The 14,443-nt window shown below is 60.7% G+C and carries 11 protein-coding genes and 1 tRNA gene; 11 read left to right on the forward strand and 1 reads right to left on the reverse strand.

Features of this window, described 5'->3' with window-relative positions; translation table 11 throughout:
• Positions 1–28: 28 nt before the first annotated feature.
• From bcsA to RHIBUN_RS0100655, 4 genes are read left to right on the forward strand one after another with little or no spacing between them, the layout of a single operon-like run.
• A complete protein-coding gene (bcsA, locus tag RHIBUN_RS0100640) occupies positions 29–2,218 on the forward strand; it encodes a UDP-forming cellulose synthase catalytic subunit (RefSeq protein WP_025657998.1) in 2,190 nt (729 codons plus the stop codon).
• Positions 2,218–4,692: a cellulose biosynthesis cyclic di-GMP-binding regulatory protein BcsB gene (locus RHIBUN_RS0100645; protein WP_025657999.1), complete on the forward strand. Its 2,475-nt coding sequence runs from the start codon at positions 2,218–2,220 to the stop codon at positions 4,690–4,692. The genes bcsA and RHIBUN_RS0100645 overlap by 1 nt, the downstream gene beginning before the upstream one ends.
• Entirely contained in the window at positions 4,689–5,738 is a 1,050-nt protein-coding gene (locus tag RHIBUN_RS0100650) for a glycosyl hydrolase family 8 (RefSeq protein ID WP_025658000.1), read from the forward strand. The genes RHIBUN_RS0100645 and RHIBUN_RS0100650 overlap by 4 nt, the downstream gene beginning before the upstream one ends.
• Positions 5,735–8,038, forward strand: a complete 2,304-nt coding sequence (locus tag RHIBUN_RS0100655) for a cellulose synthase (RefSeq protein ID WP_025658001.1) — start codon at positions 5,735–5,737, stop codon at positions 8,036–8,038. Before RHIBUN_RS0100650 ends, RHIBUN_RS0100655 begins: the two co-directional genes overlap by 4 nt.
• A gap of 200 nt (positions 8,039–8,238) precedes the next feature.
• Here the strand turns inward: RHIBUN_RS0100655 and RHIBUN_RS0100660 are convergent.
• Positions 8,239–8,328, reverse strand: a tRNA-Ser gene (locus RHIBUN_RS0100660).
• A 304-nt stretch (positions 8,329–8,632) separates the two neighbouring features.
• Here RHIBUN_RS0100660 and rplU point away from each other — a divergent pair.
• From rplU to RHIBUN_RS0100695, 7 genes are all read left to right on the forward strand, one after another.
• Complete coding sequence (gene rplU / locus RHIBUN_RS0100665) at positions 8,633–8,950, forward strand: 50S ribosomal protein L21 (protein ID WP_007528566.1); 318 nt, start codon at positions 8,633–8,635, stop codon at positions 8,948–8,950.
• Between the two features lie 35 nt (positions 8,951–8,985).
• Positions 8,986–9,255, forward strand: coding sequence for a 50S ribosomal protein L27 (gene rpmA / locus RHIBUN_RS0100670; RefSeq protein WP_018855954.1), 270 nt, complete (start codon positions 8,986–8,988; stop codon positions 9,253–9,255).
• A 126-nt stretch (positions 9,256–9,381) separates the two neighbouring features.
• Complete coding sequence (locus RHIBUN_RS0100675; protein ID WP_025658002.1) at positions 9,382–10,038, forward strand: GNAT family protein; 657 nt, start codon at positions 9,382–9,384, stop codon at positions 10,036–10,038.
• Positions 10,035–10,622 (forward strand): GNAT family N-acetyltransferase, encoded by a 588-nt coding sequence (locus RHIBUN_RS0100680; protein WP_025658003.1) that lies wholly within the window; start codon positions 10,035–10,037, stop codon positions 10,620–10,622. The genes RHIBUN_RS0100675 and RHIBUN_RS0100680 overlap by 4 nt, the downstream gene beginning before the upstream one ends.
• 273 nt (positions 10,623–10,895) lie before the next feature.
• Complete coding sequence (obgE, locus tag RHIBUN_RS0100685; protein ID WP_025658004.1) at positions 10,896–11,978, forward strand: GTPase ObgE; 1,083 nt, start codon at positions 10,896–10,898, stop codon at positions 11,976–11,978.
• On the forward strand, positions 11,965–13,134 hold the full coding sequence (proB, locus tag RHIBUN_RS0100690; protein ID WP_025658005.1) for a glutamate 5-kinase: 1,170 nt from the start codon (positions 11,965–11,967) through the stop codon (positions 13,132–13,134). The genes obgE and proB overlap by 14 nt, the downstream gene beginning before the upstream one ends.
• Positions 13,127–14,410, forward strand: a complete 1,284-nt coding sequence (locus tag RHIBUN_RS0100695; RefSeq protein WP_025658006.1) for a glutamate-5-semialdehyde dehydrogenase — start codon at positions 13,127–13,129, stop codon at positions 14,408–14,410. Before proB ends, RHIBUN_RS0100695 begins: the two co-directional genes overlap by 8 nt.
• The last annotated feature ends 33 nt before the right edge of the window (positions 14,411–14,443 follow it).

Below are 14,443 nucleotides of genomic sequence, written 5' to 3' on the forward strand. Positions count from 1 at the left end.
CCCGGCCCGCATTGTCAAAGGGATGTTGATGCATAAAGCCCGAAGCATCATTACGTGGGCCTTCGTTTCTCTGTGCGTGATCGTTCTGATCACATTGCCTGTGAACCTGCAGACACAGCTGATCGCGAGCTTTGTTGTCGTCGCCGTGATGGCGATCATCAAGGGGCTGAAGGCTGAAGGCACCTGGAGACTGATTGCGCTTGCCTTTGGCACCTCCATCGTTCTTCGCTATGTCTATTGGCGAACGACCAATACGCTGCCGCCGATCAACCAGCCGGAGAATTTCATCCCTGGCCTGCTGCTCTATCTCGCGGAAATGTATAGCGTGGCGATGTTGGCGCTCAGCCTGTTCATCGTCGCCACGCCCTTGCCTCCGCGTCCATCGCGCGCGAGCAAGGAAGAGCGGTTTCCGCATGTCGACGTGTTCGTCCCCTCCTACAACGAGGACTCCCACCTTCTCGCCAACACGCTGGCTGCGGCAAAGGCCATGGATTATCCGGCCGAAAGACTGCACGTCTGGCTGCTGGATGACGGTGGTACACTGCAGAAGCGCAATTCCAACAAGCTTCTCGAAGCCCAGGCCGCGGTGGCGCGCCATGACGAACTCAAGAAGCTTTGCGAGGATCTCGACGTCCGCTACCTCACGCGTGACCGCAATGAGCATGCCAAAGCGGGCAACCTCAACAACGGAATGAAGCAATCAAGCGGCGAGCTGATCGCCGTGTTCGATGCGGACCACGCGCCGGCACGCGACTTCCTGCTCGAAACCGTCGGCTATTTCGACGACGATCCGAAGCTGTTTCTTGTCCAGACCCCGCATTTCTTCATCAATCCGGATCCGCTCGAACGAAATCTTAGAACCTTCGAGAGGATGCCGAGCGAGAACGAGATGTTTTACGGCATCATCCAGCGCGGTCTCGACAAATGGAATGCCGCCTTCTTCTGCGGTTCAGCCGCCGTCCTTAGCCGGAGGGCGCTCGAATCCCAGGGAGGCTTCAGCGGCATCAGCATCACCGAGGATTGCGAAACCGCGCTTGCGCTTCATGGCAGCGGATGGAACAGCATCTATGTGGACAAGCCGCTGATCGCCGGGCTGCAGCCCGCGACATTTGCGAGCTTCATCGGCCAGCGCAGCCGCTGGGCGCAGGGAATGATGCAGATCTTGCGTTTCCGTTTCCCGCTGCTGAAGCGTGGCCTGACACTGCCGCAACGCCTTTGCTATATGTCGTCGACGCTCTTCTGGCTCTTCCCCTTCCCGCGTACGATTTTCCTGTTCGCGCCGCTTTTCTATCTCTTCTTCGATCTTGAGATCTTCACGGCATCGGGCGGCGAGTTCCTGGCCTATACGCTTGCCTATATGCTCGTGAACCTGATGATGCAGAACTACCTCTACGGGTCCTTCCGCTGGCCGTGGATCTCGGAGCTCTACGAGTATGTCCAGACGGTCCACCTGCTCCCGGCGGTGGTTTCGGTCATGCTCAATCCGCGCAAGCCAACCTTCAAGGTGACGGCGAAGGACGAGTCGATTGCCGTCAGCCGCTTATCGGAAATCAGCCGGCCGTTCTTCGTGATCTTTGCTGTCCAGCTGATTGCTCTGGCGGTGACCATCTATCGCATCTATGCCGAGCCATATAAGGCCGATGTGACCTTGGTGGTCGGTGGCTGGAACGTCATCAACCTCATTATGGCCGGCTGTGCCCTCGGGGTCGTGTCCGAACGTGGCGAGCGGGCTGCGTCCCGACGCGTGCGTGTGAACCGGCGTTGTGAATTCGGGGTCGGTGGCAAGTGGTACACGGCATCGATCGAAGACGTGTCGGTGCACGGCGCGCGACTGCATGTTTTCAACAAGCAGCTGGATCCCATGGTGATCGGGACCGAGGGGGAAATTCGCTTTCAGCCTCATAGCGGCGCAAGCATGGAAACACTCCCCCTAATCGTCCGCAATATCCAGCCGTCCGGCGAGATCCTGGCCGTTGGCTGCCAATACATTCCGAAGCGCGCGCTCGACCACCGCCTGATCGCCGACCTGATCTTTGCGAATTCCGATCAGTGGACACAGTTCCAGCAGGCGCGACGCCATAACCCAGGCCTCATTCGAGGAACAATCTGGTTTCTCGGCCTTTCGCTCTATCAGACAAGCCGTGGCCTCGTGTACCTCTTCCGGAGCACGAGATCTGAGCGCGAGCGCCCGCATCAGGTCGCGAAGGCAGGAAACTGATGAGGAAGATCACATCAATCCTGGCGTTTCTCCTTTCCGCCCCCGCGGTTGCCTATGCACAGACCGCGCCCTTCGACATGTCGGGCGAGCGTGAGCAAGGGAGCGCCCCGATGGTGCCGCGCCTGACATTACCGGCCACGCCTGCGCCGGCGACCGGCCCGCAAACACCCCCCACGCCGCCTGCACCCGCTGCTAACCCGACGCCACCATTCGCCATCGCACCCGCCTCACCGCCAGCCGCGGCTCAACCGCCGCCCGCGCAGGTGGAAGCGCCTCGCCCACAAACTGCCACGCCACCCCCTCTGCCTGCCGTCCAATCAAGCCTAAGCGCCGCGCTTCGGAGATATGTTGTTCCGTTCGCCAAGCTCGGCCTGGATGGCGAGTATGATCGCAAGTCGTGGTCGGTCTACATCACGCCGGAGCAGGCCGCCGCGCCTGCAAAGTTCAACTTCGCCTATCAGAATGCGGTTGTTGTCGCCCCGGAGGCGTCACAACTGACCGTTCTTCTGAACAATCGGATCGTCGGCCAACAGGCGATCGCCTCACCGGATGCACCATCGAATGTCTCGTTTGATGTCCCAGCGGGACTGCTGCAACCGGGCGCAAATCTTCTGACATTCGAAGCCACACAACGCCACCGCACCGATTGTACCATTGAATCGACCTACGAGCTTTGGACGGATATCGACCCGGCAAAGACCTATCTGAGCTTCAGCGGTCAAGAGGCAGCGAAGTTTTCCAGCACGGACGCCATTCGCGCGATCGGCGTCGATGAAACCGGCAGGACGCAGTTCAATTTTGTCGTACCGGCACTCGAGCAGCCAGGCACGACAAAACCTCTTCTGCGCCTTGCCCAGGGACTCTCGGTTCTGAGCGGCATGCCGAACGAGACATTCTCCTTCAGCGCGGATGCACTGCCCCAGTCTGGTCCCGGGCGCATGACTGTGGTTGTCGGAACGCCGGCAGAGCTCCAACCGTTCTTCGCCCCCCCGCCGGCCGCGCAAGCGGCGCCGCTGGCCTCCTTTGTGACCGACCCGAAGTCGGGGGCACCCGTTCTTTTGATCAGCGGCCCGTCCTGGCCCGCAATTTCGGCCGCGATTGAAACCATTGTGTCGACGGTGGACCGGCCCGCGACCGCCATTCGCGATACGTTGGTAACCCAGCGTTGGAGCGCACCGGATGCACCGCTTGTTCTCTCGGCCACAAACCTGACATTTGCGCAGTTGGGCGTGAAGACAACGGAGTTTTCGGGACGACGCTTCCGGACCAGTTTCAACATCGCCGTGCCGTCTGATTTCTACGCGAACGCCTATGGCGATGCGACGGTACTGCTGGACGCCGCCTTCACGCAGAATGTCCTGCCCGGCAGCCATATCGACATCTACGTCAACAGCAACATCGCTTCAACGGTGCCGATTTCATCAACGGGTGGGGGCATCTTCCGGCACTTGCCCATTCGCGTGACGATGCGGCATTTCAAACCGGGCTTAAACACACTGTCCCTCGAAGCCATCCTGATGACGAAAGAGGACGACATCTGCGTGCCGGGCACGACGGCCGGTACCACGCCGCGCTTTGCGCTCTTCGACACCAGCGAGATTCACATTCCGGACTTTGCCCGCATCGGGCAGCGACCGAACCTCGCCGGACTGTCAGGGACTGGCTATCCCTACAATCGCGCGACACAGCCCATTCCGCTGTTCATCGACCGGATTGATAGCGACACGCTGTCGGCGACGGCCACGCTACTCGGGCAAATGGCAGTGGTTGCCGGCCGCCCGCTCGACATTGAACCGGCGGCGACACCGGGCGCCATCGGCGAACGGGATGCGATTTTCATCGGCTCGATCTCGCAGATGCCGCCGGCCGTGTTGACGCAGTTGAATGTAGCAACGACCAGTCAGGCGTCCTGGCGACCGCCCGCCGCCGCCCAATCGAACCAGACCGAGCCTTCTGTGACCTTTGACGATTGGCGCTCCAAGGTCAGCGGCGGGGTATGGCGCGGGCAGATCACATCATTTCAGGAGTGGCTGCGCCGCAACTTCGACATTTCGCTGAGTTCACTGCAGTTCGTACCAGGGTCCGAGGAAGTCTTCACGCCCTCGAACGACGACAGCTTCTTGATCGCTCAGGGCAAAAGCGCTGCCGGGAAATCCTCCTGGACGATTGTAACGGCTCCTTCCGCCAAGGACCTGCGCGAGGGCGCCGAAGCCGTTACCACACAGGTCAACTGGCCGCAGATCGCAGGTCATATCACCACCTATTCCAGCAAGACCGGCAAGGTCGAAAGCGTCCCGGTCGGTCGCTTCGATTTCGTGGCCTCTCAGCCCTGGTCCCTCTCAAATTATCGCCTGATTGCTGCGAACTGGCTATCAACGAACATACTGTCCTACGCCTTCCTTCTGGTCGTCCTTTCGCTGCTGATCGGTGTTACCACGGCAAGCATGCTTTCCCGGCTGGGCAGGCGCGAATGAAGAGGTTGCTGAAACTGCTCTGCGCCGCAAGCTTCGCGGTTGCGGCTGTCTGCCAGCCCGCGCAGGCGCGAGGTCCCGGAATTAGCTCAGAGGCATGGGGCGCCTACAAGGCGAAGTTCCTGGATGCCAGCGGCCGCATCGTCGATGATGGCAACGGCAATATCAGCCACAGCGAAGGCCAGGGTTACGGCCTGCTGCTTGCCTACCTTGCCAACAACCCCGCTGACTTCGAACAGATATGGTACTTCACGCGCACCGAACTGTTGCTGCGCGATGACGGCCTGGCCGCCTGGAGATGGGATCCTGCCGTCACGCCGCATGTCACCGATAGCAACAATGCATCGGATGGCGATCTGCTGATCGCCTATGCGTTGGCCCTTGCGGGGTCTGCGTGGAACAAGACCGATTATATGGAGGCGGCTGCGAAGATGGCTCAAGCCCTTCTTTCGCATGTCGTCATCAGTTCAAACGGACACACCCTGTTGCTCCCTGGCGTCAGCGGTTTCAATTCCCCTGATCGCAAGGACGGCCCCGTCATCAATCCCTCCTACTGGGTGTATGAGGCGATCCCGGTCATGGCGCTCTTGGCCCCATCCAACGCCTGGCAGAAGCTGTCGGACGACGGTCTGCAGCTGCTGCAGGCCATGCAGTTCGGACCACGAAAACTGCCCGCCGATTGGGTGAGCCTCAATCGCATGCCGGAGCCCGCAGCCGGCTTCGACGCGGAATTCGGATACAACAGCCTGCGCATCCCGCTCTATCTCGTGCGCGCGGGAGTTTCGGACAAGGCTCTGCTGTCAAGATTGCGAAAGGGAATGACCGCCGAGGAGGGCACTCCGGCGACAATCGACCTCTCGTCCGGCAAGCCGAAGGCGCTGCTGTCGGACCCGGGTTATCGAATTGTTAACGATGTCGTGGCCTGTGTGACGGAAGGAACCAAGCTGCCTGAGTCGTCGCAGCATTTTGAGCCGTCGCTCTACTATCCATCGACCCTTCATCTTCTTGGGTTGGCATTTGTCGGGGAGAAGCATCCGGAGTGTCTGTGAAATCCTCATCCGTTGCAATTGTCGTTGCGGTGGCGGTGGCTGGTCTGGTGACCGCCCTGAGGGACCGCGTGGCACTTCAGGAGATGCTGGGTTTCGGGCATTCGGGTCACGCAGCTACGCCACAATTCATGCTCATGGGTCGTGTCACGGGACCGGAAACCAGTCCCAAGCCGCAGATCGACGTCCAGGCCATTGCCGATCGGCTACACGCAGCAACACTGGTTCCGCCGCTTCCTCAACAGGGTGAGACCGCCGGTGACGAGGCCGAAAAGTCGTTGATGGTCGCGCAGGCGCCTCAACAGCAGCCTACGGCGGCTCAGCCAGCCAAGTCAGCCCAGCCGAAAGTCGATGAGAGTGCCTTGCGCTATTTCGCCAGCCGCGGCGACAAGGCGCGACTGCAGGCCGAGATCGCGCGGCTTCAGGCGCTGTACCCGAACTGGGTGCCGCCCGCCGATCCTCTGGCTGTTCCGCAGAGTGGCGACAGGCAGCTGGAGCAGATGTGGCAATTGTATTCGGAGGGACGCTACGCGGAACTCCGCAAGGCGATTGCCGACCGGCAGGCGTCCGAATCGGGATGGCAGCCGCCGCCTGACCTGCTTGACCGGCTGGATGTCGCCGAGGCCCGCGCGCGCCTCGTCAATGCGTCGGACCAGAAGCAATATGCAACCGTCGTCCAGATCGGCGCCAATACACCGAGCCTCCTGACATGCAGCGACATCGACGTGCTATGGCGGGTTGCCGAAGCTTTCGCGAAGACCGATCGCGCACCGCGCGCCCGGGATGCCTATGTCTATATCCTGAAGAATTGCACAAATCCGCAAGAGCGTGTGGCGACCATTCAGAAGGCGTCCGCCTTGCTTTCCTACGCAGTGATGCAGGATCTCCTGGCGCTTGAACGCCCCGATGGCAACGGCGGCCGCGAATTCGATGGCATGCGCAATGAGCTTGCCCGCCGCTTTGTCGCCGCCGGCAACGATGACCCCGATCTGGCTGTGGCGCCGGCTTATCTTTCAATCGTGCAACGACTTGCTGAAACGGAGCGGCTGGCATCCGACAGCCTTCTTCTCGGCTGGTACCAGCTTCGCCGGGAAAACTATCCCGATGCGGAAAGATGGTTTCGGGCAGCGCGGGAGAAGGAAGACTCGGCAATCGCTTCCCAGGGTCTGGCGCTGGCGCTGATTGCCGAGAAGAAACCGCAAGAGGCGGAGGACGTCATGTACAAGTGGCGTGGTGCCTCCAAGGATGCGACCGCGACATATCTTGCTGCGACGGCGAACCTGATGGCCCTCCAGCCGCCTGCCAACCTCAGCGAAGAGGTACTTTCGCGCATCGCCAGCGAAATCATTGCCCAGAAATATGTGCCGACGGCACAGCAATTCGGCTGGTTTGCCCGCACTCTCAATCAACCGCAAACAGCGGCGCGCTGGTTCGAGACGGCGCTACGCTGGAAGCCGGATGACGAACCGTCCGCTTACGGATTGGCCATCACGCGCCAGCAGTTGCGGGACCGGGCGGGCGTAGCTGAGATCCAGCGCCTGTGGGGTGGCAGGTCCGAGCGCATCGCACAGTTGGGTGAGGCCACGAACCAACGGACCACAACACCTTCCCTGCCCGCCCCTCCCGGGCAGATGGTGCCGCAAGGTCCAACGGCCGCGTCACCGGAGATTGTCCGGGCACCGCCGGAGCGCATCGAAAGTGCAAACCCGCCAGCCGTCACCGAGGTCGTACGCCAGCCTGCGATGCAAACGGTCACGGTTCGCCGCGGTGCACGGCAACTGCGCGGATGCACGACCACGGTCAATGCGCAACTGCTCGATCCGGAAACCGCACTGTCACGGGGCTGGTGCCTGATGGACATCAATCGTCCGATGGAGGCAGCCAAGGCTTTCGACGCAGCGCTCGCCAGTTCAAACCGCAAGACGCGCGAGGACGCAGCCTATGGCCAGAGCCTCGCCTTCCTGCGCGCCGGCCTATCCAACAATGCTGCCGTAGCCGCGACGAAGGCACCGCAGACGCAACAGCGCGCGGCCGAATTGCAGATTGCGATCCTGGCCGACCGGGCTCTCGCCGCCTTCGATGCAAAGCGCTATCGCGAGGCCTTGATATATCTCGATCAGCGCGCCCAGCTTCGCCAGGAACCGATCGATCTGATGGTGCTGCGCGGATATGCCTACCTGAACATGAAGATGTACGGCGATGCCGAGCGGATATTCACTGCCGCGGCCTCGACCGGCAACAAGGATGCAAACCGCGGTCTGGCCGATCTGAAGGCATCGACGCATCCTGATACCGTCGATTAGCGACAACGAGGATTGTTCTGCTGGCGCATGCATGTTGGCGTGAGCGGTGCCATTCAGCGTGCAGCTCACGCGGTCGTCGCGAGCATGGTTGCCGGGCGCACTTCACGCGCTGGATCCGACTCGTTACCAAGACGGGCTCCGCCGTTGCGGGCTGTCCACGGTAGCTAGGAAAGCACAACAAAACAACTAGTTGGTGATAATGGCGGAGAGGGTGGGATTTGAACCCACGATACCCTTGCAGGTATGCCGCATTTCGAGTGCGGTGCATTCGACCACTCTGCCACCTCTCCGCGGTCAGGTCGGCGCTTATTCGGCGCGGGGGGCTACATAGCGACAGAATGACGGGCTGGCAAGACGAAATCTCAAAGCTTTTCATCCTTTTGCCTTGACAGTTTTTTTATGCTCGCGTATCTCGGCTGCGCAATAGGTGTGGATAAGTCTGTGCCTTGCATGCTTCGCGCTCGCGAGGCACATCACCGGCAGCGAGAGTTCTGGGCTAAAGCCTTTGAAATCCCTGCTTAACCTCGACTGATAAAAAGACGGCCACCTGCTGATTGGCGGGCACGAGCCGGAACGAACATGAAAGGATAAAAAATGTTCGCAGTCATCAAGACCGGCGGTAAGCAGTACCGTGTGGCGGCAAACGACGTGCTGACCATCGAGAAGCTTGAAGCAACCGCTGGCGACGCAATTGAATTCACCGAAGTCCTCGTAATCGGCGAAGGCGCCGACGCTGCGATTGGTGCTCCCTTCGTCAAGGGCGCTTCCGTCAAGGCCGAAGTGGTCGAGCACAACCGCGGCAAGAAGGTCATCGCCTTCAAGAAGCGCCGTCGTCAGAACTCGAAGCGTTCGCGCGGCCATCGCCAGCACCACACTGTTGTCCGCATCACGGACATCGTGGCTGCTAAGTAAGATCACGGGACTTTAAGGTTTAAAGGAGAACACCAATGGCACACAAAAAAGCTGGCGGTTCATCGCGCAACGGTCGTGATTCCGAATCCAAGCGCCTTGGCGTGAAGAAGTTCGGCGGCGAAACCGTCATCGCAGGTAACATCATCGTGCGTCAGCGCGGTACGCAGTGGCATCCGGGCGCTAACGTCGGCCTCGGCAAGGACCACACCATTTTTGCGCTTACGGCCGGCAATGTGAACTACCGTACGAAGGCCAATGGCCGCGTGTACGTGTCTGTAATGCCGAAAGCGGAAGCAGCGGAATAAGCCGGTAGCGCTCTAAAACAGCCGGCGTCTCATCGACCCGGCTGAGCGTATCAGGTTCAGTCCAGAAATAAGGGGAGATGGGGCGCCATCTCCCCTTTTTTCTTGTCCAACGAAGGAGGACTGAACATGCAAGGCGAATTGTTGAGGGAAGGCCAATTGCGGTCTTTCAGGGAAGACCAGCGGTCTCCCAAGGAACGGCTGAGGCCGGAGAGGTTAAGGACCGATTGCCCTGTCTTGTTGTCGGAGCGGCTCGTCATGCGCGCGCCGCACGAAGAAGATATCGACGCCCTTGCCCATCTCGCCAACAACGCCAAAGTCGCCACCATGGTGTCGCGCATGCCGCACCCGTACACGGCCAATGATGCCGCCGACTTCGTGCGACGCACGAAAAAAGGCGAGATTGGCAAGTGCGTCTATGCGATCACCAAGGCCGAGAACGGTGCCTTTGTAGGGTGCTGCGGGGTCGAACCGCATCTTGACGGGCGGACCGTCGAGATCGGGTACTGGCTTGGAGAACCGTACTGGAATCAAGGCTTTATGACCGAGGCATGCCATGCTTTGGTCGATATGGTCTTTCGCACGCGGCAGGATGTCGATCAGATCGATGCTCGTTGCCGGGTGATGAACGTCGCTTCGCGGCGGGTCATCCAGAAGTGCGGTTTCCAGTTCCAGGGATCGGGGTTGGCGGCATCGCTGGCTCTCGGCAGCAATGTGCCCGTCGAATGGTACAGGCTCGACCGCAAGACCTGGATGTCGCTGAGAAGCTGGGGGAGCGTCCTATGAACGCGATCAGCCTTCAGAGACCCAGGAGCCAGTCGATGACGCCCGGCCCATTGCCGGTCATCACCACCGACCGACTGGTGCTCCGCCCGCACAGGCTGAGCGATGCCGATGCGATCGCGGACACGCTGTCCGACTTCGCCGTTACCCGCATGCTCGCGCGCGTTCCTGCGCCTTATGACAGGCAGGACGCACTCGACTGGCTGGTTCCGGTGACGGCGGGTGGCATGGCCGACTGGCAGTTTGCCATCACGACTGGCGACGACGCTCATATCGGCGTCGTCGCCATCGAGCTTCGCCATGGCCTTTGGCACCTCGGTTACTGGCTAAACCGCTTCTACTGGCGGCGCGGCTATATGAGCGAGGCGGTATCGGCCGTGCTGGAGCGCTTTTCGCGCCGTATGCCGGAGACGATGGTTCATTCCGGGGTCTTCGCGGACAACCCGGCTTCGTTGAAGCTGCAGGAAAGGCTCGGCTTCCGCATGACCGGTTGCAGCGAAATCTACAGCTTCGCGCGCAACACCATGGTCACGCATGTCGAGACGATGCTGAAGCCGGGTGCCCTGCAACAGGCCAGGATTGCTTGAGACGAATGCGAGGCGTCCCGATCGTCGGGGCGCCTCAACCCCACCGAATAACGACCCAGATGCGGAAATGGTCGGAGCTATGTCGATCTTCGCGGATTTCAGGTTGCTGGATGCGATGATGTTGCCGAACGGTCGAGGTCGTAGATACCATCAAGACCGCAGCCGTACTGTATGCTATAGCTCGCAAACCTCACGATAATCCTTTGACCTCCGATTGAACCGCCTATATCGAAAGCGGCAAGAGGAGCGATGAACGGCCACAATGGAAGTAAGATGAAATTTCTCGACGAAGCAAAAGTCTACATCAAGTCCGGAGACGGCGGCGCGGGCAGCGTATCGTTCCGACGCGAGAAGTTCATCGAGTTTGGTGGCCCCGATGGCGGTGACGGCGGACGCGGCGGTGATGTCTGGGTCGAGGCGGTCAATGGTCTCAATACACTGATCGACTTCCGCTACCAGCAGCACTTCAAGGCCAAGATCGGTACTCACGGGATGGGCAGGGACCGTACCGGCGCCAATGGTGAGCACGTGACGCTTAAGGTGCCCGTCGGCACGCAGATTTTCGAGGAAGACAAGGAAACGCTGATTTGCGATCTCACCGAGGAAGGCCAACGCTACCGGCTCGCTACCGGCGGCAATGGTGGCTTCGGAAATGCGCACTTCAAATCCTCGGTCAACCAGGCGCCGGACTGGGCCAATCCCGGTCTTCCCGGTGAGGAAAAGACAATCTGGCTGCACTTGAAGCTGATTGCAGACGCTGGCCTTGTTGGATTGCCGAATGCCGGCAAGTCCACGTTCCTTGCAGCCGTCACCCGTGCCCGGCCGAAGATTGCAAATTATCCCTTTACGACATTGCACCCGAACCTGGGTGTCGCGACCGTTGACGGGCAGGAATTCGTCCTTGCCGACATTCCGGGGCTGATCGAAGGCGCGCATGAAGGAGTCGGGATCGGTGACCGCTTCCTCGGCCACGTCGAGCGTACGCGCGTTCTGTTGCATCTCGTTTCCTCGCAAGAGGAAAAGGTCGGCAAGGCCTACACGACCGTCCGGCGCGAACTCGAGGCCTATGGCAGTGATCTTGGCGAAAAGGTCGAGATCGTCGCCCTGTCGCAGATCGACGTTCTCGATGACGCCACGCTGAAGAAGAAGACGAAGGAACTGGCCAAGGCCTGCGGCAAGGCGCCGTTCCAGATTTCCGCGGCGACGGGCAAAGGCATGACGGAAGTGCTGCGAGCCTTGCGGGATGTGATTGTCGAGGCGAATGCCGGCGGGGCGGAAAAGCTCGCCAAGGCACCGAAGCTCCGCCATCGCGATACGGTGTCGGATGATGAAGGCGAGGCCCATGACGACGCGTAAGTCGCTTGAGCGCTATCGCCGCATCGTCATCAAAATCGGCTCGGCTCTCCTCGTCGATCGCAGGACCGGTCTGAAGAAGGCGTGGCTCGACGCAATGTGCCGCGATATTGCGGCCCTGAAGGCCAAGGGCGTCGACGTCCTCGTTGTTTCGTCCGGCGCGATTGCTCTCGGCCGTTCGGTCCTCGATCTCCCTTCGGGAGCCCTGAAGCTCGAAGAAAGTCAAGCATCGGCGGCCGTCGGCCAGATCGCTCTGGCGCGTGCCTGGTCGGAAAGTCTGTCCCACGACGAGATCGTTGCTGGTCAGATCCTTTTGACGCTCGGCGATACGGAAGAGCGCCGTCGCTATCTCAACGCGCGTGCCACCATCAATCAGCTCCTGAAGATCGGCGCCGTGCCGATTATCAACGAGAATGATACCGTTGCTACCAGCGAAATTCGCTACGGCGACAATGATCGCCTGGCTGCGCGGGTCGCGACCATGACCGGTGCTGATCTGCTGATTCTGCTGTCCGATATTGACGGTCTCTATAAGGCGCCACCGCACCTCGATCCGCAGGCGGAATTTCTTGCCACGATCGCCGAGATCACGCCTGAAATCGAAGCGATGGCGGGTGGCGCTGCGTCCGAGCTGTCGCGTGGCGGCATGCGCACCAAGATCGACGCCGGCAAGATTGCGACGACGGCCGGCTGCGCAATGATCATCGCCTCAGGCAAGGCGGACAGCCCGCTCTCGGCGATCGAGAATGGGGCGCGCTCCTCTTGGTTTGCTCCTTCAGGGACGCCCGTAACGGCGCGAAAGACGTGGATTGCGGGCCAGTTGCAGCCGGCGGGCGAACTCCACGTCGACGAGGGTGCCGTTGTTGCGCTCGGCGCCGGCAAAAGCCTGCTTCCTGCCGGGGTTCGCAAGGTTGTCGGGCTTTTCAGCCGCGGCGATACGGTGGCGATCGTCGGCCCGCATGGCCGGGAGATCGCGCGCGGACTTGCTGGCTACGATGCCGACGAGGCGCGGCAGATTACCGGCCGCAAGTCGACGGAGATCGAGGCAATCCTCGGCTATGCGGGACGTGCGGCAATGATCCATCGCGATGACATGGTGATGACGTCGCAGATCAGTTCAAAATCGGAAAGGCAGAAGAAGGACACAAGCTATGCTTGATACGGTTGCGCAGAGCCCTGACATTGACGCGCTGATGAATGACATCGGCCGCAAGGCCAAGGCTGCGGCGCGACCGTTGGGCTTTGCGTCCACTGAAGCCAAAAACAAGGCGCTGAACGCCATGGCGGATGCGATCCTCGCCAACAAGGATCACATCCTCGCCGAGAATGCCAAGGATCTGAAAGATGTCGCCGGCACGGACATGCTCGCATCCTTCGTCGATCGTCTGACACTGACCGACAAGCGCATTGCCGAGATGGCCGAGGGTATCCGCGCGATCGCGGCGCTGAAGGATCCGGTCGGCGAGCTGATCGCTGTCTGGGAACGCCCGAATGGACTGAAGATCGAGCGCGTTCGGACGCCGCTCGGTGTCATCGGTGTGATCTTCGAGAGCCGCCCGAACGTCACGGCGGATGCCGGTGCGCTGTGCCTGAAAGCCGGCAATGCTGTCATTCTGCGTTGTGGTTCGGACTCGCGGCGCTCATCGCACGCAATTCATGCCTGCCTTGTACAGGGCCTGAAGGCCGCGGGACTTCCAGAGCATGCCATTCAGCTCGTGCCGACAACCGATCGAGCTGCCGTCGGAGCGATGCTGCGCGGATTGGATGGTGCAATCGACGTTATCGTTCCGCGCGGCGGCAAGAGCCTTGTTGCGCGTGTCCAGAACGAGGCGAGGGTGCCCGTCTTCGCGCACCTTGAAGGGCTTTGCCATATCTATGTGGATGCATCCGCTGATCTCGACATGGCCACGGAGATCGTCGTCAACGCCAAGATGCGGCGCACCGGTATCTGCGGTGCAGTGGAAACGATTCTCGTCGACAGCGCTGTGGCCAAGACTCATCTTCGCCCGCTGCTGGAGGCCCTTGCGGGAGCCGGTTGCGAAATCCGCGGTTCGGCTGCGGTCGTTCAAGCAATGCCTGGCGTGAAGGCAGCCACCGAGGAGGACTGGTCGACCGAGTATCTGGATGCCATCGTTTCGGTTGCTGTCGTCGATGGCATTTCGGGTGCGATAGAGCACATCCAGGCCTATTCCTCGAACCACACCGAGGCAGTGATTGCCGACGATCCTGATGTGGTGCAGAGGTTCTTCACCGAGGTTGATTCCGCGATCCTGCTGCACAATGCGTCGACACAGTTTGCCGATGGCGGCGAGTTCGGAATGGGTGCCGAGATCGGCATTGCGACCGGCAAGATGCATGCCCGCGGCCCTGTCGGTGTCGAGCAGCTCACCTCCTTCAAATACCGTGTGCACGGCACCGGACAGACCCGGCCCTGACGTGATCAACGACGAAATCGACCGGCGCCATCT

The sequence above is a fragment of the Rhizobium sp. IBUN genome (assembly GCF_000510625.1).
Classification (GTDB): Bacteria; Pseudomonadota; Alphaproteobacteria; order Rhizobiales; family Rhizobiaceae; genus Rhizobium; species Rhizobium altiplani.